This window comes from Azohydromonas lata, assembly GCF_034427735.1.
GTDB classification, from domain to species: Bacteria; Pseudomonadota; Gammaproteobacteria; order Burkholderiales; family Burkholderiaceae_C; genus Azohydromonas; species Azohydromonas lata.
Genome location: NZ_JAXOJX010000020.1, coordinates 61,754 through 87,561, shown reverse-complemented (window position 1 = coordinate 87,561; position 25,808 = coordinate 61,754). Strand labels below are relative to the sequence as shown.

At 68.6% G+C, this 25,808-nt stretch carries 15 protein-coding genes; 5 read left to right on the top strand and 10 right to left on the bottom strand.

The window, feature by feature from the left end; genetic code table 11:
- Positions 1-33 precede the first annotated feature (33 nt).
- Positions 34-1,128 (top strand): DUF1176 domain-containing protein, encoded by a 1,095-nt coding sequence (locus SM757_RS13730; RefSeq protein WP_066342545.1) that lies wholly within the window; start codon positions 34-36, stop codon positions 1,126-1,128.
- A 33-nt stretch (positions 1,129-1,161) separates the two neighbouring features.
- Here the strand turns inward: SM757_RS13730 and SM757_RS13725 are convergent, their stop codons facing one another.
- Together SM757_RS13725 and SM757_RS13720 are read right to left on the bottom strand one after the other, a co-directional pair.
- On the bottom strand, positions 1,162-2,658 hold the full coding sequence (locus SM757_RS13725; RefSeq protein WP_322465903.1) for a sulfatase family protein: 1,497 nt from the start codon (positions 2,656-2,658) through the stop codon (positions 1,162-1,164).
- A gap of 151 nt (positions 2,659-2,809) precedes the next feature.
- Positions 2,810-4,267 (bottom strand): sulfatase family protein, encoded by a 1,458-nt coding sequence (locus SM757_RS13720; protein ID WP_322465902.1) that lies wholly within the window; start codon positions 4,265-4,267, stop codon positions 2,810-2,812.
- Between the two features lie 346 nt (positions 4,268-4,613).
- Between SM757_RS13720 and glgX the strand changes: the two genes are divergently transcribed.
- Positions 4,614-6,764 carry a glycogen debranching protein GlgX gene (gene glgX / locus SM757_RS13715; RefSeq protein WP_322465901.1) on the top strand — a complete coding sequence of 717 codons (2,151 nt, stop codon included), beginning with the start codon at positions 4,614-4,616 and terminating at the stop codon, positions 6,762-6,764.
- Between the two features lie 29 nt (positions 6,765-6,793).
- Here glgX and SM757_RS13710 read toward each other — a convergent pair whose 3' ends face one another.
- The 7 genes from SM757_RS13710 to SM757_RS13680 all read right to left on the bottom strand — a co-directional run bounded on the left by SM757_RS13710 (position 6,794) and on the right by SM757_RS13680 (position 16,388).
- The gene (locus SM757_RS13710; protein ID WP_066342549.1) at positions 6,794-7,072 is read right to left on the bottom strand and encodes a hypothetical protein; all 279 of its coding nucleotides are present in this window, start codon (positions 7,070-7,072) and stop codon (positions 6,794-6,796) included.
- Between the two features lie 232 nt (positions 7,073-7,304).
- Positions 7,305-8,888: a methyl-accepting chemotaxis protein gene (locus tag SM757_RS13705; RefSeq protein ID WP_322465900.1), complete on the bottom strand. Its 1,584-nt coding sequence runs from the start codon at positions 8,886-8,888 to the stop codon at positions 7,305-7,307.
- Between the two features lie 274 nt (positions 8,889-9,162).
- Positions 9,163-10,779 (bottom strand): methyl-accepting chemotaxis protein, encoded by a 1,617-nt coding sequence (locus tag SM757_RS13700; protein ID WP_322465899.1) that lies wholly within the window; start codon positions 10,777-10,779, stop codon positions 9,163-9,165.
- Positions 10,780-11,462: 683 nt separating this feature from the next.
- Positions 11,463-12,317, bottom strand: coding sequence for an aldo/keto reductase (locus tag SM757_RS13695; protein ID WP_322465898.1), 855 nt, complete (start codon positions 12,315-12,317; stop codon positions 11,463-11,465).
- Between the two features lie 47 nt (positions 12,318-12,364).
- Positions 12,365-13,651, bottom strand: a complete 1,287-nt coding sequence (locus SM757_RS13690; RefSeq protein ID WP_322465913.1) for a dicarboxylate/amino acid:cation symporter — start codon at positions 13,649-13,651, stop codon at positions 12,365-12,367.
- A 110-nt stretch (positions 13,652-13,761) separates the two neighbouring features.
- Positions 13,762-15,204, bottom strand: coding sequence for an aspartate ammonia-lyase (gene aspA / locus SM757_RS13685; RefSeq protein WP_066342911.1), 1,443 nt, complete (start codon positions 15,202-15,204; stop codon positions 13,762-13,764).
- Between the two features lie 266 nt (positions 15,205-15,470).
- Positions 15,471-16,388 carry a LysR family transcriptional regulator gene (locus tag SM757_RS13680; RefSeq protein WP_322465897.1) on the bottom strand — a complete coding sequence of 306 codons (918 nt, stop codon included), beginning with the start codon at positions 16,386-16,388 and terminating at the stop codon, positions 15,471-15,473.
- 627 nt (positions 16,389-17,015) lie between these two features.
- Here SM757_RS13680 and SM757_RS13675 point away from each other — a divergent pair.
- Both SM757_RS13675 and SM757_RS13670 read left to right on the top strand, forming a co-directional pair.
- Positions 17,016-18,083 (top strand): WD40 repeat domain-containing protein, encoded by a 1,068-nt coding sequence (locus tag SM757_RS13675; RefSeq protein ID WP_322465896.1) that lies wholly within the window; start codon positions 17,016-17,018, stop codon positions 18,081-18,083.
- Positions 18,084-18,189: 106 nt separating this feature from the next.
- Positions 18,190-23,586 (top strand): N,N-dimethylformamidase beta subunit family domain-containing protein, encoded by a 5,397-nt coding sequence (locus tag SM757_RS13670; protein WP_322465895.1) that lies wholly within the window; start codon positions 18,190-18,192, stop codon positions 23,584-23,586.
- 94 nt (positions 23,587-23,680) lie between these two features.
- Here SM757_RS13670 and SM757_RS13665 read toward each other — a convergent pair whose 3' ends face one another.
- Positions 23,681-24,424, bottom strand: a complete 744-nt coding sequence (locus SM757_RS13665) for a LamG domain-containing protein (protein WP_322465894.1) — start codon at positions 24,422-24,424, stop codon at positions 23,681-23,683.
- Positions 24,425-24,923: 499 nt separating this feature from the next.
- Here SM757_RS13665 and SM757_RS13660 point away from each other — a divergent pair, with 499 nt between their 5' ends.
- Positions 24,924-25,781 carry a hypothetical protein gene (locus SM757_RS13660; RefSeq protein WP_322465893.1) on the top strand — a complete coding sequence of 286 codons (858 nt, stop codon included), beginning with the start codon at positions 24,924-24,926 and terminating at the stop codon, positions 25,779-25,781.
- The last annotated feature ends 27 nt before the right edge of the window (positions 25,782-25,808 follow it).

The window sequence follows — 25,808 nt, the reverse complement described above, 5'->3', positions numbered from 1 at the left end:
TCGCGCGTTTCCCATTTCAACGCTTGCAGTCTCATGAATCCCTTGGCGAACGCGCCGCTGGCCGTGCTTTGGTGGCCGGTGCTTGTGCCCACCCTGGCTTGGGCGCAGGGCACCGCGGCGCCGGCGGCCTCGGCCGCCGCGTCCGCCCAGTACTTCTCTCACCTCGACTGGGAGCTGGCCTGCGACAACACCCGCACCTGCCGCGCCGCGGGCTACCAGAAGGGTGAGGAGGCGCCGCCCGTCTCCGTGCTGCTCACGCGCAAGGCGGGCGCCGGCACGCCCGTCACCGGCCAGCTCGCCGTGGACATCACCGACGAGGCCGCGCTCAAGAAGCTGCCGGCCACGCTCAATCTCGCCATGAAGGTCAACGGCCAGTCGCTGGGCACGGTGCTGCTGCCCAAGGACGGGCTGCGCGGCCCGCTCTCCGCCGCGCAGGTGCAGGCGCTGCTGGAGGCGCTCACGCGCAGCAGCAGCATCGAGTGGAGCTTGGGCAGCCTGCGCTGGCAGCTCTCGGACAAGGGCGCGTCGGCCGTGCTGCTCAAGATGGACGACATGCAAAAGCGCCTCGGCACCGCGGGCGCGCTGGCCAGGAAGGGCGCGGCGGCCGAGTCCGGCGTGCTGCCGCCCCTGCCGGCGCCCGCTGTGGCGGTGGCGCCTTTGGCCAAGCCGCGGGCCGAGGACGCGCAGTGGCTGAAGAAAACCCCCGCCGGCCTGCTGGCCGCGCTGCGCGCCAGCCTGCCGCGCGAGGACGCCGCCGCCTGCCCCAGCCTGGTGGAAACCAAGGACGCCGACGTCGCGCTGGACGTGCAGCGCCTGTCCGACACGCGGCTGCTCGTCTCCACCTCGTGCTGGTCGGCTGCCTACAACAGCGGCGAAGGCATGTGGCTCATCAATGACAAGCCGCCGTTCAAGGCCGAGCTCGTCACCGCCTCGGCCACCGACTACAAGGACGGTCTCATTTATGCCGCCCAACGCGGCCGCGGCCTGGGCGACTGCTGGGCGCTGGAGCAATGGGCCTGGGACGGGCGCCGCTTCGTCCACGCCAAGGAGGCGACCACAGGCCTGTGCCGGGGCATGCCCGGCGGCGCCTGGGAGCTGCCTACGCTGGTGACGGACGTGCGGCGCTGAGCTTCACGGCGCCGCGCCGCACGGTCCCCCGTCTTACTGCTGCCCGCCGGAGCCTTCCTCCAGCCGCCGCAGCGCGGCGCCGGCCGACGTTTTGAGCGCATTCACCTGGGTCCTGAGCTCGCCTTTCAGCGCGTCGGACATGGTGGCGTAGCGGTTTTCGAGCTGAAACGGATCGGCGGCGAGGTCGTAGTACTCGCCCTCGCCGCTGTCGTAGAGCACGAAGTTCTGGCGCGCCGCGGTGCGCAGACCCGAGTAGGACAGGTAGACGCTGTTGACCTGCGGCGGCTGGCTCTCCAGCAAGAAGCGCTGGCGCCAGCGTGCGGGCGGCGCGCCGTTGAACAGGGGCACCAGCGAGCGGCCGTCCACGAAGGCGGGCGGCGCCACGCCGGCCAGCTCCGCGAAGGTGGGCGCGAAGTCCACGTTGCCCGTGAGCTGGCGCACCACGCGCCCGGCCGGGATGCCGGGGCCGCGCACCACCAGCGGGGCGCGGATGTTCTCCTCGAAAGCGCGGCGCTTGTCGTCGGGGATGCGGTGCTCGCCGTGGAAGAAGCCATTGTCCGACGTGAAGATCACGTAGGTGTTGGCGAGCTGCCCCGTGCTGCGCAGCGTGCGTATGAGCGCCTCCACCATGTCGTCCAGCGAGGCGGCGCACTGGCGGCGCTTGCGGTAGATGGTGTCGACCTGGCGTATGGCGGCGGCGTCCAGCAGCGGCAGGCGTTGCACCCAGCCGGGCTTGTCGCTCACGTCGGCTTCGTTGAAGTTGGGCTTGCGCGGCGCCTGCGCGCCGGGGAAGAGGTCCAGGTATTGCGGCTGCGCCACGTAGGGCTTGTGCGGCAGCACGGGGGAGACATAGAGGAAAAACGGCTTGCCCGCCGGGTCGGTCGCCGCCGTGCGCAGGAACTGCTGGGCGCGGCGCAGCAGCACATTTTGAAAATGGTCCTGCGGCTCGCCGCCGTAGCTGCGCGAGGTGCCGTTGTCGTTGACCGTGTACCAGTACTGGCTGTAGAGCGTGCCGCCCTTGCCCACCCACCAGGTGTCCCAGCCGGGCGGGATGTAGTTGCTGCCGGAGTCCTCGGAAGGGTAGTTGTTCAGGTACTTGCCCAGCATGCCGGTGCGGTAGCCCGCGCCGTGCAGCCAGGTGGCAAAGGTGGAGCTTTCCAGGCCGTCGCGGAAGAACTTGGCGAAGCCGCCGTAGTCGCCGTGGTTGTCCAGGTTGCCGTGGTTGTGGCCGAACTGCCCGCGCAGCATGGTGGCGCGCGAGGGGCAGCACAGGGTGAGGCTGATGAAGTGGTTGCGGCACTCCAGGCCCGGCTCCGTGATGAGGCGGCGCACCTTGGGCATGAGGCTGAAGATGCCGTAGTCCAGGTCGTCGGCGACGATGAACAGGATGTTGGCCCGCGCCCCGCCCGGCGGCGCCGCGCGGGCGGCGCGGGCCAGGCCCGCCGCGGGCAGCGCCAGCGCCAGGCGCCGCCGCGTGAGGTTGACGGGCTTCGCATTGCGCTGCGCGCCGGGCTTGATCTGCCGCTTCATGGCCATGCTCCTGCGGGCTCTGCCTGAGCCGGGGGCGAAGGTCCCGCAGCGCCGGATTTCGGTCCGGCACAAATTGAAACGGCACCTTTCCGCCCGGGGTGCCCGGGGCCGGCCCGGGTGGCGCGGCGGGCGTTGGGCGCGGCCGAGTGCGTCAGTCCAGCTCCAGCGCCACTTCCTCCACGCGGCGCAGCGCGCTGCCGCTGGCATCGCGCAGGGCGCGCATCTGCGCGGCCAGCGCCGCGCGCCGCTCCGGGCGCAGGCCGGCATAGCGGTTCTGGAGCTGCCAGGGGTCGGCGTAGAGGTTGTAGTACTCGCCCTCGCCGTTGGCGTACTGCACGAAGGTGCGCTGGGTGGCGGTGCGCAGCCCGGTGTAGGCCTGGTGGACGCTGTTGACCTCCGGCGGCTGGCTCTCCAGCAGCAGCATCTGGCGCCAGTCGGCCGGCGCCGCGCCGCTGAACAGCGGCACGAGCGAGCGCCCGTCCACGAAGCCGGGCGGCGTGACGCCGGCCAGCTCGGCCAATGTGGGCGCGAAGTCCGCGTTGCAGGTTATCTTCCGCGTCACCCGCCCGGCCGGGATGCCGGGGCCGCACATCACCAGCGGCACGCGTATGCACTCCTCGAAGGCGCGGCGCTTGTCGCCCGGAATGCGGTGCTCGCCGCGGAAGTAGCCGTTGTCCGAGGTGAAGACGATCACCGTGTTCTCCCACTGCCCCGTGTCGCGCAGCGTCTGCACCAGGCTTTCCACCGTGTCGTCTATCGCCAGCATGGCCTGGCGCTGGCGGCGGTAGAACTTTTCGATGCGGCTGATGGTTGGGCCGTCCAGCCGCGGCAGCCGCCGCACCCAGCCCGGCTTGTCGCTCACGTCGGCCTCGTTGAAGGAGGGCGTGCGCGGCATCTCCACGTCCGGCAGCAGGTCCAGGTAGCGCGCCGGCGCCATGGAGGGGCCGTGCGGCAGGTAGGGCGCCAGGTACAGGAAGAACGGTTTGCTGGCCGGGTCGGCCGCGGCCTGGCGGACGAACTGGTTGGCCCGCAGCGTGAGCAGGTCGTGGAAATGCTCGCGCGGGTCGCGGCCGAAAACGACGGTATTGCCGTTGTCGTTGAGCGAGTAATCGAGCTGGCGGTAATAGTCGCCGCCGTTGGGCACCACCCAGGTGTCCCAGCCCGGGGCCACGTAATTCGACCCTGCCGCCGCGATGGGATAGGCGTTGAGATATTTGCCGATGATGCCGGTGCGGTAGCCCGCGCGCTGCAGCCAGGTGGCGATGGTGGAGTCTTCCCGGCCGTCCAGGAAAAACCGTTCGAAACCGCCGTAGGGGCCCTGGTTGTCGCGCACGCCATGGTTGTGGGCAAACTGGCCGCGCAATATCGTGGCCCGCGAGGCGCAGCAAATGGCCAGGCTCACGAAATGGTTCTTGAATTCCATGCCGCGCTCGGTGACCAGCCGCTGGAGCTTGGGCATGAAGGGCAGCAATTGCATCTCCATGTCGTCCGCCAAGATGAACAGCACATTGGGCCGCCTCCCTCCCGGTGGCGCCGCCAGCACCGGTGCTGCCAGGCCGGCGGGCAAAGCCATCGCCAGCCGCCGCCGCGACATATTCACTGCTTCCATGGGATTCCTTTCCGTACTGCCAATTTAGAAATTCGGTGTGCACCCAAATGGTGAAATACCGAAAACTTCGTGCGCAAATGCGATCAATAAATGCCGACTTTCGGTCAGGATAATTGAATCGAAATTCGGCCAAATGGGTTTTTTATGAAGCCGGGGGTTTATCACGTGAAGGAGGGGCTAACTCGAAATTCGCTGAAAACTCCTGCTCCAAACGTGAGCGCGGCAATTGCAGGAGCAGGCAAGCACGCCGTGCCCGTGGTGCGGTGCGAGGAAGCGACGATTTCAGCGGTGCCTGCTCGGTACGCCGATTGCCTATGGGCGCCCACCACGAGTCCCTGGGGAGCCCATGTCCGACCCGATACTGTCCCGCGGCGTCAAGATCGCCGAGGAAGGCGAGCCGTTTCCGCGCGGCGCCACGTTCAACGGCCAAGGCGTCAACTTCGCGCTGTTCTCGGCCCACGCCACGCGCGTGGAGGTGTGCATCTACGACGACAGCGGCGAGCACGAGATCGACCGCTGGGCGCTGCCGGAATTCACCGACGAGGTCTGGCACGGCTTCGTCCCCGGGCTGCAGCCCGGCGCCCGCTACGGCTACCGCGTGCACGGCCCCTACGCGCCGCTGCAGGGGCACCGCTTCAATCCCAACAAGCTGCTGCTGGACCCGTATGCCAAGGCCGTGATGGGCGAGCTGCGCTGGGCGCCGGAACTCTTCGGCTACACGCTGGGCCACCCGGACGGCGACCTGAGCTTCGACGAGCGCGACAGCGCCCCCTTCATGCCCAAGAGCGTGGTGGTGGACTCGCACTTCAGCTGGCAGCAGAAGCTGGGCCGGCGCGTGCCCTGGGACCAGACCGTGCTGTACGAGACGCACCTGCGCGGCTTCACCATGCGCCACCCCGACGTGCCGCAGGAGCTGCGCGGCACCTTCGCGGGCCTGGCGCAGGACGCCGTGCTGGAGCGCATGCGCGACCTGGGCATCACCAGCATCGAGCTGCTGCCCGTGCAGATGTTCGTCACGCAGCAGACGCTCATCGAGAAGGGCCTCTCCAACTTCTGGGGCTACGACACGCTGGGCTTCTTCGCGCTGCACCCGGCCTACATGGCCGGGCCCTTCATCGACGAGTTCAAGCACCTCGTGGACCGCGTGCACGCGCGCGGGATGGAGCTCATCATGGACGTGGTCTACAACCACACGCCGGAGGGCAACGAGCTTGGGCCCACGCTGTGCTTCAAGGGCATAGACAACGCCAGCTACTACCGGCTCATGCCGGACGAGCCCCGTTACTACATCAACGACACCGGCACCGGCAACACGCTCAACCTGAGCCACCCGCGCGTGCTGCAGATGGTCACCGACAGCCTGCGCTACTGGGCCACGGAGATGCACGTGGACGGCTTCCGGTTCGACCTGGCCACCATCCTGGCGCGCGAGCCCTACGGCTTCGACGAGGGCGGCGGCTTTCTCGACAGTTGCCGGCAAGACCCGGTGCTCTCCACCGTGAAGCTCATCGCCGAGCCCTGGGACTGCGGCCCCGGCGGCTACCAGGTCGGCGGCTTTCCGCCCGGCTGGGCCGAGTGGAACGACCACTTCCGCGACACCGTGCGCGCCTTCTGGAAGGGCGACGAGGGCCTGGCCGCGCCGCTGTCGCGCTGCCTCACCGCCAGCGCCGACCGCTTCAACCGCCGCGGGCGCCGGCCCTGGGCCAGCGTCAACTTCATCACCGCCCACGACGGCTTCACGCTGGCCGATCTGGTGTCCTACAACGACAAGCACAACGACGCCAACGGCGAGGACAACCGCGACGGCCACAGCGACAACCGCTCCTGGAACTGCGGCGCCGAGGGGCCGACGGACGATGCCGAGGTGCTGGAGCTGCGCGCGCGCCAGCAGCGCAACCTGCTGGCCACGCTGCTGCTGTCGCAGGGCACGCCCATGCTGCTGGCCGGCGACGAGCTGGGCCGCACCCAGCAGGGCAACAACAACGCCTATTGCCAGGACAACGACCTCTCCTGGCTGCAGTGGTCCGAGGTGGACGCGCGCGGCTGGGCGCTGCAGGAGTTCACGCGGCGGCTGCTGGAGCTGCGCCGGCGCTTTCCGGTGCTGCGGCGCAAGCGCTTTCTCACCGGCCAGGCCACGGCCGAGGCGTCAGGCCAGAGCGAGGGCGTGCGCGACGTGATCTGGCTGTCGTGCGACGGCTCGGAGATGGACGCCGCGCATTGGGACGACCCGCACACCCGCTGCCTGGGCATGCTGCTGGACGGCCGCGCGCCCTCCAGCGCCGTGCCTCGCGCCGCGCACGACGCCAGCGTGCTGCTGCTGTTCAACGCCTGGCACGAGCCCGTGCACTTCACCTTGCCCGCGCACCCGCAGCCGGACGGCCAGTGGCTGGTGCTCATGGACACAACCGAGCCGGACGCGCCCGCGCATGCCCTGCCGGCCGGGGAGAAGGTGGCCGTGGGCGGCCGCGCGTTCGCGCTGCTCGCCAGTGGGGAGTAGGGCGCCGCCGGGCGCTCAGGCCGCAGTGCTCAGGCCGCGGCGCAGGGCCGGGCGAAGCAGGGCACGGCCGCGGCGTGCAGGCCCTGCATCTCCTGCATGAGGATGAGCGTGGAGATGTCCTCGAACGCGTCGCCGGGCAGGCGGCGGCTGTAGTCGAAGCCCCACTTCTGGAACAGCGGGCGCCAGTAGGCCTCGCCGGCCGGGGTGAAGGTGAGATCGCCGTCGTCGTCGATCTCGTACTGGATCTCGGCGGGCAGCACGTGGTCGGCGAACTCGGCCAGGGAAAGCGCCGCAACTTCGGTGTTCATCGTGGTCCTGTCTGAAGGTGGGTTCATGCAGGGCCGCAGTGTGGGGTGCGCGCGGGCGCCGGCCTGCCGTCCAACGCCGACGCCGCGCGTAGGCGTTTGCCGACAAGCCGGGTCGGCCGGCGCCGCATGGGCGTGGCTGGTGTGCTGCCTGGCCCGCGCGTGCGGCACGGCGCCCGCACGCCGCTGCCCGTACGGCGCGCGGCCCTGGCCGCCGCCCCTGGCGCCGGCCGCGTCAGGCCAGGGCCGGACCCGCGCCGGCTTCCAGCCGGAACGTCGCCACCACGCTGGTCAAGCGCTCGGCCTGCTGGCGCAGGCTCATGGCGGCGCCGGCGGACTGCTCCACCAGCGCGGAGTTCTGCTGCGTGCTGGCGTCGAGCTGCTGCACGGTGGCGTGCACCTGGCCGATGTCGCCGCTTTGCGCGCCGGCGGCGTCGCTGATCTCGCCGATGAGCTCGGCCACGCGGCGCACGCCGTCCACGATCTCGCCCATGGTGGTGCCGGCCTCGCTCACCAGCCGCGCGCCGTTGCCCACCTTCTCCACGCTGTTGCCGATGAGGTCCTTGATCTCGCGCGCCGCTTCCGAGCTGCGCTGCGCCAGGGCGCGCACCTCGCCGGCCACCACGGCAAAGCCCCGGCCCTGCTCGCCGGCGCGCGCGGCTTCCACCGCGGCGTTGAGCGCGAGGATGTTGGTCTGGAAGGCGATGCCGTCGATGGTCCCGATGATGTTGGCGATGCGCTTGGAGCTGGCGTCTATGTCCTGCATGGTCGTCACCACCTGCGCCACCATGGCGCCGCCGCGCGAGGCGACCTCGGCGGCCTTGCCGGCCAGGCGGCTGGCGACCTGCGCCGACTCGGCGCTGCTGCCCACCGTGCCGCTGAGCTGCTGCATGGAGGCCGCGGCGCGCTGCAGGCTGGCCGCGGTGCTGGCCGTGCGCTGCGAGAGGTCGGTGTTGCCGCTGGCGACCTCGGCGCTGGCGAGCTGGATGCTTGAGGCGGCTTCGCGCACCTGGCCCACCAGGCGGCGCAGGTGCGACTGCATGTCGCCCAGCGCCGACAGCAGCCGCGCCGTCTCGTCGCGGCCGCTCACGGGCGGCGGCGTGCTCAGGTCGCCCTGGGCGATGCGCCGCGCCAGCGCCACGGCCTCGTCCAGCGGGCCGCACACCGAGCGCAGCGTCAGCGCCATCAGCGGCAGGAAGATGGCCAGCACGCCGCCCACCAGCGCCAGGCGCAGCCGCGAGGCCAGCGCCATGCCGTCGGCCAGTTGCGCGCGCGTGGCGGCCTCGTTGGCGAGCTGGGCCTGCTGCAGCGCCTCGCTGGTGGCCTGCAGCTCCTTGACGGTGTCGTCGGCCGTCGAGGCGTAGGCCAGCGCGGCGGAGGCGTCCATCTGAGCGGCCTGCAGCTTCTCGGCGATGGGCGTGATCACGTCGGCGTACTCGCCGGCGAGCTTTTGCTGCTTGTCCACCAGTGCGGCGATGTCCGCGGCCTGGTTGCTGGCCTCCAGCAGCGCCTGGCCGCTTTTCTTGAAGTCGGCCAGCCGCGCCTTCCACTGCGCGAAGTAGGTTTCGACCTCGCTGGGGTTGGAGACGGCCTGGGCGATCATCGCGGCCTCGAAGCGCCGCAGCGCCGACAGCGACTCGCGCAAGGACCCGGCGGCGGCGCTGGCCGCGGTGGCCTGGTCGAACAGCCGGGAGACGGTGGAGATGCTGCTGGCCGTGGAGGCCCAGCCCCAGACGCCTACGACCACCAGGGCGGCGGTCACCAGCGTCATGACCAGCAAAAAGCGGGTACGGATGGAAATCTGGCGAAGCTTGGACATGGGATGTGTCGTGGTCCGTCCGATGCCGGTTGGCGGCATCGGGTGATGCGAATGCGCCCGCGGGTGGTGTTCCCTGAGGCAACAGGCCGCCGAAAGAGTTGTGCTTGCTTTCGGCGGAAGGCGCGCGGACAACGCAAGTTCCGTTCACAGCGCGGGCTGGTTGGTCCCGCAACCGATCATCCCGATCGGTCATGTCGCGCGCCTGTCAAGCACCATTATGGGTGGAAACAGGTGCGCCCGCACCAGCCTGGGGCTGGTGTTTCCCCTGGGCGGCTTACGCCAAGGAGAGTTTGGCGCCGCGGCCGCCGCGCGCCGGCGTGGCCGCGCGGGCGGGCACGGGCTTGGGTGCGTGCTGCCGCGCGGCCTTGCGCAGCTCCACGGCGTTGACTTCGGCCACGGTGGCCTCGCCCGGCGAGAGCCGGAACATGCGCATGGAGTTGCGCACCGCTTCCACCTGGCGCTCCAGCGAGTGCGCGGAGGCTGAAAGCTCCTCCACCATGGCCGCGTTCTGCTGCGTGATGGTGTCCAGGTGCGTGACGGCCTCGTTGATCTGCGAGAAGCCGCGCTGCTGCTCGGAGGCGGCCAGGCGGATGTGCTCCAGCGTGCGGCTCACGTCGGTCACCGAGCGCAGCGCGCCTTCCATGCGGGCGCGCGCGTCGGCGGCGCGCTGCGTGCCGTCGGCCACGCGCGAGGACGATTCGGTGATGAGCGCGCGAATCTCGTGCGCCGCCGTGGTAGTACGCTGCGCCAGCGAGCGCACCTCGCCCGCGACGATGGCAAAGCCCCGGCCCTGCTCGCCGGCACGCGCGGCCTCGACCGCGGCGTTGAGCGCCAGGATGTTGGTCTGGAAGGCCACGTCCTCCACCACTTTCATGATGTCCTCGATGCGGCGCGAAGAGGCGGCGATGTCCTGCATGGTGTCGGAGACGGCCTGCACCGCCTCGAAACTGCGCTGCGCGATCTCGGCCGTGGCGCTGGCCTGGCGCGCCCCCTCGCCGGCGGCGTCGGCGCTCTGGCGCGCGGTGCTGCTGATCTCCTCCATGGAGGCGGCGGTCTGCTGCAGGCTGCTGGCCTGCGACTCGGTGCGCGTGGCCAGCTCGTCGTTGCCCGCGGCGATCTCGGTGGAGGCCAGGTCCGTCTGCTGCACGCCCGTGCGCGTGTCGCTCACCACGGCGCGCAGGTTGACAGAGAGCTGCTTGAGCGCCTGCTGTAGCTCGCCGGCCAGGCCGGGCGAGCCGGTTTGCACGGGGCAGGCGAGGTCGCCGGAGGCCAGGCGGTAGGCCTGGTCCAGCACGCCGTGCAGCGGGGCCATGGTCTGACGCCACAACAGCCACGAGGCCAGCGCCGCCACGGGAAGGGCGGCCACCCAGCCGCCGGCGGGCAGCCCCTGCGCCGCGGCGGCCACGGCCACGGCGGCGCCGACCTGCAGCGCCGCGATGCGGCCGGCCGGACCGGGCTTGAGCGCGGCCAGCATGCGGCCTGCCAGATCCGTGCGCCGCACGGCGCCCCGGTGCAGCGCCAGACCGCGGCGGCCCTGGTGCGCGTCCTCGCGCATGCGGGCATACAGCGCTTCGGCCGCCTGCACCTCGGCGCGCTGCGGCGCCGTGCGCACCGACAGGAAGCCGACGATGCGCTCCCCGTCCCTCATGGGCGTGGCGTTGGCCCGCACCCAGTAGTGGTCACCGTCCTTGCGTCGGTTCTTCACCAGCCCTGTCCACGGCAGGCCGGACCCGATGGTGGCCCACATGTCGCGAAAGGCCTCCTCCGGCATGTCCGGGTGGCGCACGATGTTGTGCGGCTGGCCCAGCAATTCGCTCTCGGTGAAGCCGCTGACCTCGATGAACGCCGCGTTGCAGTAGGTGATGCGGCCCTTGAGGTCGGTCACGGACACCAGGGTTTGATCCGCGGGAAAGGAATATGCCTTTTGGCTGACCGGTGAATTGTTTCGCATGTTTTTCCGGCAATGGGACTTGAGGTGGAAATTGCCTTTGTTTTAGGCAATTCTGTCCGGAAATATGTATGCCTGAATACTGCGGATCACAGGCAAAATTATAGTGTTTGTGTCCGGGCTCCGTGGTTATCGGATAAGTTGCCTGGGAACGTAAGGCGTGAATGTTTCGAAATTGTTAAAGCGCGGATCAGGTCAATAAGCAGGGCTATGGAAAGCGATGAAGAAAATAGTTCTCCCGTCTGACATGGATCAAAGTGCCCGCGGCGGCAGCTGATCCGGCCCGCTGTCCCCTGGGGAATTCCCCGGGGGGTTCGGGGGAGCCTGCCCCGCGGGTGGGTCTGTGCCCGCCAGTGTCCCCGTGGCCGCACGCGTGTGCACCCAGGGCATTCTCGACTGGGCCGGGCATGGTCGGAACAGATATTTCAGCCGGGATCGCCGTTGAGAATCGAGTTTGCCGATATTTTATGGACGCCTGAAATATTCGTGATTTCAGGCAGAGTGTTCGATCCTCAAAAAGCCTTGGGGATAGGCTTTGGGTGCTGCAATGGAATTTCCAGGCGCCGGGGGGCGGAAAATGGAAATTCAAGCCGCGTTTGCATGTGGAGCGAGCGGCCGTGCGCGTGCTAGACGATTGCCAGCGGCTGTTTGTCGTCAGGCGGCGGAAACAGCGCGTCCAATTCGGTCAGCGCCTGCTCGTCCAGCGTGATGGCGCCGGCAGTCGCGTTCTCGCGCAAGTGCTGCTCGCGCACCGCTTTCGGAATGGCGACGACGTCGCCACGCTGCAGCAGCCAGGCCAGCGCCAGTTGCGCCGGCGTGGCGCCCAGGCGGCGGGCGATGGGCAGCAACTGCGGCTCGGCCGCCAGCGCGCCCTGGTCCATGGGGCAATAGGCCATGAAGGGCAGCCCGCGCTCGCGCTGCCAGGGCACGAGGTCGAACTCGATGCCGCGCTGCGACAGCGAGTAATACACCTGGTTCACGGCGCAGGCGCTGCCGCCGGGCACGCGCCACAGCGCCTTCATGTCGTCGAGGTCGAAGTTGCTCACGCCCCAGTGCGCGACGTGTCCGCGCGACTGCAGCGCCTCGAAGGCGGCCACCGTGTCGCGCAGCGGGTGCGAGCCGCTCCAGTGCAGCAGGTACAGCTCCAGCCTGTCCAGCTGCAGCCGCCGCAGGCTGCGCTCGCAGGCCTGGGGCAGGCCCTGGAGGCTGGCGTTGTGCGGGTAGACCTTGCTGACGATGGTCAGCTCCTCGCGCCGCACGTCGCCGGCGCGCAGCGCCTCGGCCAGCGCCTGGCCCAGCACCTCCTCGGCGCCGCCTTCGCCGTACATCTCGGCGGTGTCGAACAGCCGCACGCCCAGCTCCAGCGCCTGGCGCACGGCCTTGACCTCGGCCGCGCGGCTGCGCGGCGACTCGCCGTAATGCCAGGTGCCCAGGCCCAGGGCGGGCAGTGCAGTGCCGTTGGGAAGCGTGACGGTGCGCATGGCGTGCTCCTGGAGCGTGGCGATGCGCGCCATCCTAGCCCCGGGGGTCAGCCGAGCTGGGCGTGCGCCGCGGCGGGCTGGGCGTCGTCGGTCGCTTCCTCGTCCTGCGCCTGGCCCTGGCCTTCCCAGCGGTCCACGATGGCCGTGGCGATGCCGTTGCCGATCACGTTGGTGGCGGTGCGGCCCATGTCCAGGAACTGGTCGATGCCCATGATCAGCAGCAGCCCGGCCTCAGGCAAGCCGAACAGCGGCAGCACCGCGGCCACCACCACCAGCGAGGCGCGCGGCACGCCGGCAATGCCCTTGCTGGAGACCATGAGCACCAGCAGCATGGTGATCTGCGCGGTCAGCGACATCTCCACGCCGAAGGCCTGCGCCACGAAGAGCGCTGCAAAGGCCTGGTACATCATGGAGCCGTCGAGGTTGAACGAGTAGCCCAGCGGCAGCACGAAGCTGGCAATGCGCCGGCGCACGCCGAAGAGCTGCAGTTGCTCCAGCATCTTGGGATAGGCCGACTCGCTGCTGGCCGTTGAGAAGGCCACCAGCACCGGCTCACGCAGCAGGCCCAGCAGCCGCTTCATGGCCCGCGGACCCAGCACCAGGGCGCCGGCGGCGATCATCACCAGCCACAGCACGGCCAGCGCGACGTAGAAGCCGCCAATGAACTTGCCGTAGGTCAGCAGCACGCCCAGGCCCTGCGTGGTCACCACCGAGGCGATGGCGGCAAACACGCCCAGCGGGGCGAACTTCATCACGAAGTCGGTGAGCTTGAGCATGATGTTCACCAGCTCCTCCACGAAGCGCACCGTGGTGGTGGTGGCGTCACTCGGCAGCGCGGCGATGGCAAAGCCGAAGAACAGCGAGAACACCAGGATCTGCAGGATGGCGTTGGTGGCCATGGCCTGAGCGATGCTGGTGGGAAAGACCTGCGTGACGAAGTCCGCCAGGTTGAGCGCCGAAGTCTTCAGCCCGGAAGTTGCGCTCACATCCGGCAGCGGCAGGTTGAGCGCCGCGCCGGGCTGGAACAGGTTGACGAAGACCAGACCCAGACCCAGCGACACCAGTGAGGCGGTGATGAACCAGGTGAGCGCCTTGGTGCCCACGCGGCCGACCATGCGCGCGTCGCCCATGCTGGCCACGCCGGCCACCAAGGTGGCGAACACCAGCGGCGCCACCACCATCTTGATCATGCGCAGGAACACGTCGGTGACGATGTTGAAGTAGCGCGCGGTGTCCTTGGCCGCGGCGGCGTCGGGTGCCCAAGCGTGGCAGGCGTAGCCGGCGGCCACGCCCAGCACCATGGCCACCATGATCTGGCGCACCAGGGGGTTCATTTTCTTCACGGGAATGTCTCCAGGCAGCGGCCCGGTGCCGCGGGTGGGCACGGGCCGTCGGTTGCCCCGGGGCCGGGGCTTTGTGGGTCAGGTCGGCGAGGCGGGACGGCTTACAGGCTCAGCGGCTGCGGCTGCGTCAGCGCCTCGGGGCGCAGCAGGTGGTCCAGTTGCGCCTGGGTCAGCAGGCCCTTGTCGAGGACGATGCGGTAGACGCTGCCGCCGGTGGCGTGCGCCTCTTGCGCCACGGCGGTGGCCTGCTTGTAGCCGATGTACGGGTTCAACGCGGTGACCACGCCGATGGAGTCGCGCACCAGGGCCGCGAGGTGGTCGCGGTTGGCGGTGATGCCGTCCACGCAGCGCTCGGCCAGCGTCAGGCAGCCGTTGCGCAGGTGGTTGACGCTCTTGAACAGGCTGTGCGCGATGATGGGCTCGAAGGCGTTGAGCTGGAGCTGGCCCGCCTCGGCGGCGAAGCTCACCGTGATGTCGTTGCCGATCACTTCGAAGGCGATCTGGTTGACCACTTCCGGGATCACCGGGTTGACCTTGCCCGGCATGATGGACGAGCCCGCCTGCATGGCCGGCAGGTTGATTTCGCCCAGCCCGGCGCGCGGGCCGCTGGAGAGCAGCCGCAGGTCGTTGCAGGTCTTGGAGAGCTTGACCGCCACGCGCTTAAGCACGCCCGACAGCTGGACGAAGGCGCCGCAATCCTGGGTGGCTTCGATGAGGTTGGGGGCCGTGATCAGGTCGATGCCCGTGGCCTCGGCCAGGCGCTCACGCACCCTCGCGGCGTAGTCGGGGTGGGCGGTGATGCCGGTACCGATGGCCGTGCCGCCCAAGTTGATCTCGTGCACCAGGGCCACGGCCTCGCGCAGGCGCTGCTCGTCCTCGCCCAACATGGTGGCGTAGGTGGAAAACTCCTGGCCCAGGGTCATGGGCACGGCGTCCTGCAGCTGCGTGCGGCCCATCTTGAGCACGTCGGCGAACTCCTCGGCCTTGCGCTCGAAGGCGCGGCGCAGCACGGCCATGGCCTCGATCAGGCGCAGGATGCCGAAGTGCGCCGCCACCTTCAGCGCGGTCGGGTAGACGTCGTTGGTGCTCTGGCTGAGGTTGACGTGGTCGTTGGGGTTGAGGTGCTGATAGTCGCCCTTGGCATGGCCGAGCAGCTCCAGCGCGCGGTTGGCGATGACCTCGTTGGCGTTCATGTTGGTCGAGGTGCCGGCGCCGCCCTGGATGACGTCCACCACGAACTGCTCGTGCAGCTTGCCCTCGCGCAGCTCGCGGCAGGCGTTCACGATGGCGTCGGCGCGCTGGGCGTCGAGCAGGCCCAGGTCCTGGTTGGCGCGGGCCGCGGCCTCCTTGATGCAGGCCAGGGCCTTGATCAGATCGGGGTAGATCGCGATGGACGTGCCGCTGATGGGGAAGTTTTCCACGGCGCGCAGGGTATGCACGCCGTAGTAGGCCTGGGCCGGAACTTCGCGCCCGCCCAACAGGTCATGCTCGGTGCGGGTTGCGTTCTCAACGGGGGTAACGGAGACGGAAGCTTGGGTGCTCATGGCTGGTTGGGCAAGAGTCCGGGCTTCGGCGCGGCGCCAGTGCCGCGGCGTTTTCGTTGCTCTTTCCATGCCCGGCAGCGTAGGCAGCGGCCCCTGGGGCGTCCAATGACGATGCGGCGCGCGGCGATGCACGCCGCACATGGCCTTGCGCGGCGCGCATGGCCTCTTGCGCGCCACGCATGACATGCGCGCCGCGCGCGGCGGCCCCATGCGGGCCGCGCGGGCCTGCGCCGCCGCGCGGGTTGGGGCTTTCCCTAGGAGGCGGGCTACGCCGAGGGCGGCAGGCCGTCCTGCAGCGCGGCCCAGGCCTGCAGCGCGCGCGGCTTGGTGGTCTCGGCGCGGCGGTACAGGCGCGTCTCCAGCTCCAGGGCCCAGCTCTCGTCACCGGCCGGGACGAGCTCGCCGCTGTCGAGCTCGCGCCGTATGAGGCTGGCGGGCATCCACGCCACGCCGTGTCCGGCCTTGACCAGCGGCTTGAGGCCTTCGGCAATCGGGTTCTGGTAGCAGCAGCGCAAGTACACGCCATGCTGCTGGCGCTGCTTGAGCGCGAAGTCGGCCGCCTGGCCCAGCATGGTGTCGGGCCCGTAGGCCAGGTAGGGCAGGGGCTGGCGCCGCGTGCCGGGCAGGGCGAACAGGGGTTGGCCTTGCGTGTCGGCCTTGCTCACGGGCAGGAAGCGCTCGCTGCTGAGCAGCACCGAGGGAAAGCGCTCCGGGTCCAGCATGGCCGAGACGGCCGGGTGCGCGTAGGCCAGCATCAGGTCGCAGCTCCCCTCCACCAGGGCTCGCACGCAGCTGTGCATGTTCTCCGGCACCAGCCGCACGTCAAACGGCCCAATGCGCTGCTGGCAGGCCTGCAGCCAGTGCGGGAAGCACACCACCGACAGCGTCTGCAGCGACGTGATGGTCACCGCGTCGTTGCTGGGTTGCAGCCGGTCGCGCAAGTCGTCACGCACCTCCAGCAACTGGCGCACGATCTCCTCGGCCGTGTCGCGAAACACCATGCCCGCGGGTGTGAGCGACGTGGGGTATGCACTGCGGTCTACCAGGGGCACACCTACCCACAGCTCCAGGGCCTTGATGCGCCGGCTCAACGCCGATTGCGTGCAAAACCGCTCGGCCGCGGTCCGGGAAAAGCTGCGCGTGCGCGAAAGGCTCAGCAGGTCTTCGAGCCACTTGAGTTCCATGAAAGTCCCGTCCTGTACGCCGCCGGGCTGCTTTGGCAAAGGCGCCCGCGAAAAAAGCCCGGCAGTCTAGCGACCCGCGGCGCATATCCCCATTCGACGGCCATGCGCCTTTCCATGCTGGGGCGTCCTACCCATGGGAGGAAGCTGCCCGCCCCGGCTCCGGGACATGCTTTTGTTGAAGGCGGGCGATAACTTCAAGCTCACAGTTTGAAAATATTTGTTTCGCAACTCGTTGCCGTCGATAAAAACAGCATGAGCAAATTGAGTGGATTCGGTAAAAAACTCCATTGGTTCGCAAGTAATTCCAGTCTTGATGCATTTACCTAACATTTGTTTCCATTTTTCGATGACGCCCCCTATTTGATTGATGGTGCTCCGTGTAGCCGTTCGTATAAGTTGGCGCCCAGGTGGAGAGTTTCAGCAAGAAGCAGTAGAAGGCACGGAAGTAAATCCATTCCAAGTGTTTGCCCCGGTTGATATTCCGGGGTATGCATTGCTGCGTGCTGATTTTTATTTTCTGGGGTGGCGACTTTCTCGCAAGGCGCAAAACATTTCCGGGTTCAAACCGAGATGCGGGCCCGAGGGTGATTTGCGGCCATCGGTGAATCGTTTTGGAAGAGGGAGCGTATGAAATACATGGTGAATGCAGTGCGCAAAGCGGCAGCGGCGTCCCTGGTGGGCGCAGCCGGCTTGCTCTTGACGGCCTGCGGCGGAGGAGACGAGGCGTCCCAGCAGTCGGTTTCGACAGCGCAAGGACTGGAGCAGGCCACCGCGGCCAAGGGCGAGCGCCAAGTGGCGCGCAAGCTGCTGCGCCGCTATGCGAAAAAAGGCGTCACGTCCATGGCGCTGTCGGCGGACGGCACGGTGGTGGCCGTGGCGCGGGCCGACGGCAAGGTACGGGTGCTGGACACCGGCAACGGCGCGGACGTCTCCAAGTTCAGCATCGACATCGGCACGGTGGCCACCGGCATCGTGATCAACAACACGAGCAACTACCTCGCCGTGGTGGGCCGCGACAGCGAAGTGCACGTCTTCGACTACGCCAGCGGCAAGAAGCTGCTCACGCTCAACGGCCACGAGCATCCCATACGCAACATCGCGCAAAGCCCGGACGGCAGCCTCATCGCCACCGTGGGCGAGGAAACGCGGGTGATGGTCTGGCGCGCCGCCACCGGCAAGCTGGCCAAGGTCTTCAGCGGCCACGCCGGCTTCGTGAACTCGGTGGCCTTCAGCCCGGACGGCGCGCTGCTGGCCAGCGGCGACGCGGCCGGGCGCATCCTGGTGTGGAACGTGGCCACCGGCAAGCTCGTCTACACGCTGCGCGGCCATGCCGACGAGGTCAACGACCTGGCCTTCCGCCCCGACGGCAAGGTGCTCGCCAGCGCGGGCGTGGACGGCCAGGTGCTGCTGTGGGACCTCTCACAAGGCGTGCGCACCCAGGCCTTCTCCGGCCACAAGGCGAGCGTGCGCAGCGTGGCCTTCAACGCGGACGGCAGCGTGCTGGCCAGCGGTGGCGAGGACGGGCAGATCTTTGTCTGGAACATGGCCTCAGGCCAGTTGGACAAGCAGCTCAGCGCCACCACCGCAGCCGTCAACGCGCTGCTGTTCGACAGCAAGAACAAGAACCTGCTGTTTGCCGGCAACGACGACAACCGCCTGGTGCGCTGGAACGTGGCCAGCGGCGTGGGCAGGTAGCACCGAGAACAAGGGCAGTCCCCATCCACCAGGCGCCTTGGGCGCGCCTGGGGTTGGGCCTCGCCTGCCCGGCACAAGCGACAGACCACAAATCAGGAGTTGAGCCATGAGGCCAGCCGCCAGTTCCCGGGGAAGGTATGCAGCGCAACAGTTGCTGCTGTGGTTGATGGCATGGCTCCTGGGCCTGCTGTGCTGGGCGCGCCCGGCGCAGGCGGCCGACCCGGCCCAGGGCCCGGGCGGCCCCATCCTGGTGCTGACCAACGGCTCTTCCGACTTCGGCACCTACTACGCCGAGATCCTGCGCAACGAGGGGTTCAACCTCTTCACCGTCGCGGACGTCTCCACCGTTTCAGCCGCCACGCTGGCCAGCTACGACGTGGTGCTGCTGGCCAAGACGCCGCTCACCGCCACGCAGGTGGCTACGCTCAGCACCTGGGTCAACGGCGGCGGCAACCTCATCGCCATGGCGCCGGACGCGCAGCTCGCCCCGCTGCTGGGCCTCGCGCCCACCGGCGCCACGCTGGCCGAGGCCTACCTGCAGGTGGACACCGCCACCGGCGTGGGCAACGGCATCGCGGGCCAGACCATGCAGTACCACGGCGTGGCCGACCGCTACGCGCTGAGCGGCGCCGCCGCGCTGGCCACGCTCTACAGCAGTGCCACGGCCGCCACCACGAGCCCGGCCGTGACGCTGCGCAGCGTGGGCGCGGGCCGGGCGGCGGCCTTCACCTACGACCTGGCCACCTCCATCGTCTATACCCGCCAGGGCAACCCGGCCTGGGCCACGCAGGAACGCGACGGCTTCACGCCCATACGCTCGGACGACAAGTACTTCGGCAACGCCGCCGCCGACGCCCAGCCTGACTGGGTGGACCTGGCCAAGGTCACCATTCCGCAGGCCGATGAGCAGCAGCGGCTGCTGGCCAACCTCATCACCACCATGAACCTCGCGCGCAAGCCGCTGCCGCGGTTCTGGTACTTCCCCAACGGGCACAAGGCCGTGGTCGTCATGACCGGCGACGACCACGGCAACAACGGCACGGCGGGTCGCTTCGACTACTTCAAGTCCGTGAGCCCTGCGGGCTGCTCGGTGGCCAACTGGGAATGCGTGCGCGGCACGTCCTACATGTTTCCCAACACGCCGCTGAGCGATGCCCAGGCCGCCCAGTACACCCAGGACGGCTTCGAGGTCGGCCTGCACATCAACACCAGTTGCGGCGACTTCACCGCCGCCTCGCTGGACGGCATCTACGCCACGCAGCGCGGCGACTGGGTGGCCAAGTACGCCAGCGTCCCGCCGCCCAGCACGCAGCGCCACCATTGCATTGCCTGGAGCGACTGGAGCACCGCCGCCGAAACGCAGCTCAAGTACGGCATGCGGCTGGACACCAGCTACTACTTCTGGCCGCCGGGCTGGGTGGACGACGTGCCGGGCCTCTTCACCGGTTCGGCCATGCCCATGCGCTTCATGAAGCTCGACGGCAGTTTCGTGGACGTCTTCCAGGCCGCCACGCAGATGACCGACGAGTCCGGCCAGACCTACCCCTACACCATCAACACCCTGCTGGACCGCGCGCTGGGCGCCGAGGGCTACTACGGCGCCTACGTCATCAACGCCCACACCGACGTGGCGCTCATTCCCGAGGCGCAGACCACGGTCACCGCGGCCCAGGCGCGGGGCGTGCCCGTCATCTCCGCGCGCCAGATGCTGACCTGGCTGGATGCGCGCAACGCGTCCTACTTCGCCGCCATGGCCTGGAATGGGAGCGCGCTCAACTTCAGCGTCTCGCGCGCCGCCGCGGCCACGGGGCTGCAAGGCATGCTGCCGCGCCGCTCCGGCAACGACGTGCTCGTCGGCATCGTGCGCGGCGGCACCGCCGTGCCGTTCACCCTCAAGGTGATCAAGGGCGTGGAGTACGCCTTCTTCGCCGCGGACACCGGCAGCTACACCGCCAGCTACGGCGTGGACACCAGCGGCCCGCTCGTCTCGTCCACGGTGCCGGCCGCCGGCGCCACGGGTGTAGGCATCTACGGCACCGCCAGCGCCACCTTCAACGAGGCGCTGGACCCGGCCTCCGTCAACACCACCACGGCGGAGCTGCGCAACGCGGCCAATACCGTCGTGCCCGCGGCGGTGGCCTACAACGCGGCCAACAACAGCGTGACGCTCACGCCCTCGGCGCCGCTGGCGGGCTCCACCACCTACACCGTCACGCTGCGCGGCGGCACGGCCGACCCGCGCATCAAGGACCTCGCGGGCAACCCCATGGCTGCCAACGCGTCATGGAGCTTCACCACGGTGGCCGCCGCCAGCGTGCAGGACTGCCCCTGCAGCGCCTGGTCCAGCACGGCCACGCCCGCCAGCCCGTCGGTCAACGACCCGGGCGCGGTGGAGCTGGGCGTGAAGTTCCGCGTGGACGTGGACGGCGTCGTCACCGGCGTGCGCTTCTACAAGGGCACGGGCAACACCGGCACGCATATCGGCAACCTCTGGAGCTTGGGCGGCACGCGGCTGGCCACGGCCACCTTCGGCAACGAGACGGCCAGCGGCTGGCAGGAGGTGCAGTTCGCCACCCCCGTGCAGGTGACGGCCAACACCGTCTACGTCGCTTCCTACTACGCGCCCAACGGCCACTATGCGGGCGACAACAATTTCTTCGCCAACACCGGCGTGGACAAGGCGCCCGTACACCTGCTGCAAAACGGCGTGAGCGGCGGCAACGGGGTCTATGCCTACGGCAGCAGCTCCAGCTTCCCGTCGCAGACCTGGATGGCCAGCAACTATTGGGTGGACGTGGCCTTCACGCCGGCCAACGCCGGCCCGGATACCACGCCGCCCACCGTCACGGCCACCGCGCCGGCCAACAGCGCCACCGGCGTGGCCACCACGGCCAGCGTGACCGCCACGTTCAGCGAGGCGCTGGACGCCACCACGGTGAGCGCCGGCACCTTCGAGCTGCGCGATGCCAACGGCGTGCTGGTGCCCGCCGCGGTCAGCTACAACGCCGCCAGCCGCACCGCCACGCTGGCGCCCAACGCGACGCTGGCGGCCTCCAGCAGCTACACGGCCACGGTCAAGGGCGGCGCCGCCGATCCGCGCGTCAAGGACGTGGCCGGCAACGCGCTGGCCACCAGCCTGGCCTGGACCTTCGCCACCGCGGCACCGCCGCCCGGCTGCGCCAATCCCGCCAACGCCATCGTGGCCGAGAACTGCCTGGCCGGCAGCCCGGCCTCGGAGTGGGACATCAGCGGCGCGGGCGACAGCAGCATCCAGGGTTTTGCCACGGACATCAGCGTCAACCGCGGCGGCACGGTGAGCTTCAAGGTCAACACCACGGCCAGCAGCTACCGCTTCGACATCTACCGGCTGGGCTGGTATGGCGGCGCCGGTGCGCGCAAGGTGGCGACGGTCAACCCGTCGGCCACGCTGCCGCAGAGCCAGCCGTCCTGCCTGACGCAGCCCGGCAGCGGCCTCATCGACTGCGGCAACTGGGCCGTCTCCGGCTCGTGGACCGTCCCGGCCACCGCGGTATCGGGCATCTACATCGCCCGCCTGGTGCGCAACGACACGGGCGGCGCCAGCCACATCGCCTTCGTGGTGCGCGACGACGGCTCGGCCGCCGACATGGTGTTCCAGACCTCCGACACCACCTGGCAGGCCTACAACAACTGGGGCGGCAACAGCCTCTACCAGGGCTCGCCGGGTACCAACCCCGCGCGCGCTTACAAGGTCAGCTACAACCGGCCGTTCAACACCCGGGCGGTGGACGGCGGCCAGGACTGGATCTTCGCCAACGAGTACCCCATGGTCCGTTGGCTGGAAGCCAACGGCTACAGCCTGACCTACATCAGCGGCGTGGACACCGACCGCAGCGCCGCGCTGCTGCAAGGCCGCAAGGCATTCCTCTCGGTGGGGCACGACGAGTACTGGTCCGGCCAGCAGCGCGCCAACGTGGAGGCCGCCCGCGCCGCGGGCATGCACATGGCCTTCTTCAGCGGCAACGAGGTGTTCTGGAAGACGCGCTGGGAATCCAGCATCGACGCCTCCGGCACGCCCTACCGCACGCTGGTGTCCTACAAGGAGACGCATGCCAACGCGCGCATCGACCCCACCGGCATCTGGACGGGCACCTGGCGCGACGCGCGCTTCTCGCCCCCGGCCGACGGTGGCCGGCCGGAGAACGCGCTCACCGGCACCATCTTCATGAACAACGACACCGGCGTGTACTACGGCATCACCGTGCCGCCGGCCGAGGGGCTGCTGCGCCTGTGGCGCAACACCGCCGTGGCCACGCGCGCCGCTTCCAACCAGTCGTCCTCGCTGCCCACGGGCGTGCTGGGCTACGAGTGGGACGCCGAGCTGGACAACGGCGCCCGCCCGCCGGGCCTGTTCCGGCTGTCGCAGACCAGCATCACCAGCAACGGCGCACTGCTGGACAACGGCTCCACCTTCGGCAACGGCACGGTCACGCACGCGCTGACGATGTACCGGCACGCCAGCGGCGCACGGGTGTTCGGCGCCGGCACCATCCAGTGGAGCTGGGGCCTGGACGCCACGCACGACCTGCCGCGCGGCGCCACCGCCACGGTGGACCAGAGCATGCAGCAGGCGACCGTGAACCTGTTCGCCGACATGGGCGTGCAGCCCGGCACGCTGCGCTCGCCGCTGACGGCGGCCACGCCGTCGGGCGACGCCACGGCACCGACCGTGACCATCACCGCCCCGGCCGCCGGTACCAGCGTCACCGTGGGCAGTACCGTGACCTTCACGGGCACCGCGGCCGACACCGGCGGCCAGGTCGCCGGCGTGGAGTACTCCACCGACGGCGGCAGCACCTGGCACCCGGCCACCGGCCGCGCCAGCTGGACCTTCAGCTGGAAGCCCACCGCCGCCGGCACGGCCAACGTGCTGGTGCGTGCGGTGGACGACAGCGGCAACATGCCGCTGCCGGGGTCGGCCTCCAGCCGCTCCATCACGGTGGCGGCGCTCAACTGCCCGTGCTCGGCCTGGCCGGCCACCGCCGCACCCGCCGTGGCCAATTCAACCGACACGCGCGTGCTCAACGTGGGCGTGAAGTTCCGTGTGGACGTCAACGGCTACATCAAGGGCATTCGCTTCTACAAGGGGCTGCTCAACACCGGCACGCACACCGGCGCGCTGTGGACCAGCGGCGGCACGCTGCTGGCCAGCGCCCCCTTCACGAACGAGACGCTCTCGGGCTGGCAGCAGGTCAACTTCACGACGCCCGTCGCCGTCACGGCCAATACGGTCTATGTCGCCTCCTATCGGGCTCCCCTGGGCCGTACTGCCGCCGACGTCAACTACTTCGCCAGCACCGGCGTGGACCGGGGGCCGGTGCACCTGCTGCAAAACGGCATCAGCGGTGGCAATGGGGTGTTCATCGCCAACAACAACGGCAACAGCACCGCCGTGCGTTTCCCGAACACCACCACCAACTCGACCAACTACTGGGTGGACGTCGTGTTCTCCACCACGCCGTGAGGCAGCGCCGGCAAGGGCGGGGCTGGAGGCCGAGCGCCAAAGGCGGCCCCGCCCGCGGCCCGCATCCACGCGGGCCTTGCCCGGCGCCCGCCGCTCAGTACAGCGCGGACGCCTTGATCCGCAGGATTTCGCCGGCGCTCAATGCCCGCCGATAAACCCGCAGGTCGTCGATGCGGCCGTCGAAGTACGCCTCGCTGATGCCGGCGCCGGGCTTGACCTTGGCGCCGATGATCAGTGCCTCGGCATTGGCGCAGGTCGTGCCGCTGACGGGCAGCGTCTGGTCCAGCACGCCGTTGACGTAGATGCGCAAGGCCGTGCCGTCGTAGGTGCTGGCCACGTGCGTCCATTGCCGCTCGACGAGCGCCTTCTTGCTGTCGGCGTAGCGCCACTGGGCGCCCGGCTGGCCCATGCAGGCACCGAAGAAGGCGCCGGCGCGCAGGCGCCGGGTGTCGGTGCGTATGTTCATCCAGTAGGCGCCGGCCTTTTCCAGCACTTCCCAGCGCTCGTCGTGCACCTTGGGCAGGTAGCGCACCCAGGCCGCCAGCGTGTAGCGGTTGACGTCCAGCGGCGCCGCGTCCGGCACGCGGACGTATTGCTGCTGCGCGCTGTCAAAGGCAAACGCCTGTCCATGCGCGTGCAGGCTGGGCGCCTGCAACGGCGGCACCGGGTTGCCCACGGGCACGCCGTGCAGGCCGGAAGGCGAGCTGTCCGTGACCAGGCCCCCGTCCAGCCGCTCGAAGCCGTAGCCCAGCACCAGCCCGCTGGTGACGTCCGCCGCCAGCAGCGGCCAGGGCGCCGCCAGCAGCGCGGCGCCGCACGCCCACCCGCGCCACGGCACGGATCTCCAGCCGCAAGGGCTGTGCTTTGCCTGCGTCAACATCCCGCACACCTCCGAAAACCAAGTGATTGCGAAGCCCAGCCGTGTTCCTGCACGAAGTTCCTGCCGGACCGGCCGCCGTGCATTCGGCGTCCATGCCCAATGGGCTGAAATTGGGTTTTCGCAAAATATTTTGAATGTCTCTTTGATTTTGTTCAAGCCGACGACAGGTGTTTACCCCAAGAGAAATAAGAAGTGTCCGCTGACGTGCATTCCTTAAGACTATTTCCTATGCATGAAAAAAATTGCGTCTGACGATTGAGACAATATGCAATTTGAAATATCAGTGATCGAATGTTTTTTTGAAAATCAATTTTTATTGCGGCTATATTTCCGTGGCATTTTGGAGTGGGCGAGGCAGGCAGAAATCTCAGGGAGTCCAATGCGCGTTGCAGGCATGGTCGCATGTCTGCGGGTGCACACATCTCAACGCTTTTGATGTTTCCAGAAGGGGTGAAAAATGGCTGCATTATTCACGGTACGTCAAGGCACGCAAAAATTTCAGACGTTGATGGCGGGTGCCGCAGAAGTGGGTTTGTTGTTCGCGGGCAGCGTGGCGCTCACGGCAGCGTTCGCCCAGGTGTCCGGGGGCGTGAGTAAATTGAGCAGCAGTGCATCCACCGCACCGCTGTATCAATTTCCCGGTGCGCCCAAGATCACGCTGTCCACGCATGGCAACATTCTTGTCTTCCAAACTTCCGCCGGGGCCGGTGGTGCATCGCACATGGCTGGTGAGGGCTACATCCTGTGCTATGGCGGCACGCAAGCGTTTGACAGGGCCAGCAGCGAAATAGGGTTTGCACCGCCGACCACGGCTTTTTGCTCCGGCAGTACCTGCACCGTGGTCCGCAACACCGTGGACAACATTTTTCAACTCAAGCAGGTCATCACCAAGAACAGCCCCGAGGAGCGTTCCATCAATATAGAGATGACGCTCAGGAATCTGCTGGGCGCTCCCGTCAGCGGCATCGTCCTGCGGCGGTTTGCCGATTTCGACGTGGACGCCTACGGCAGCGGCACGGGCAGCACCATCAACTGGTGGGGCGCTTCGGAATTCGACTCGGTCTATGCCTGGAATGCCGCCACCAATCACGTGGGCCCCGACAGCGCGATGCTGATGCGGCATTTGAAGAAAGTGCCGGGCACCATTCCTTATGGTGGCAAGGTCACGAATTGGTTTGACAATGCCTGCAGCCCCTTCAACCTGGCCAGCGGTTCATGGGCCCAGGGCGATTATGCCGCCACGATTCAGTACAACATCGGCACCTTGGGCGGCGGCCAGAGCGCTGTCGTGAAAGTGCAATACCAGCGCAATTGATCTCTGTCGGCCAATTCCCCTGGGTAT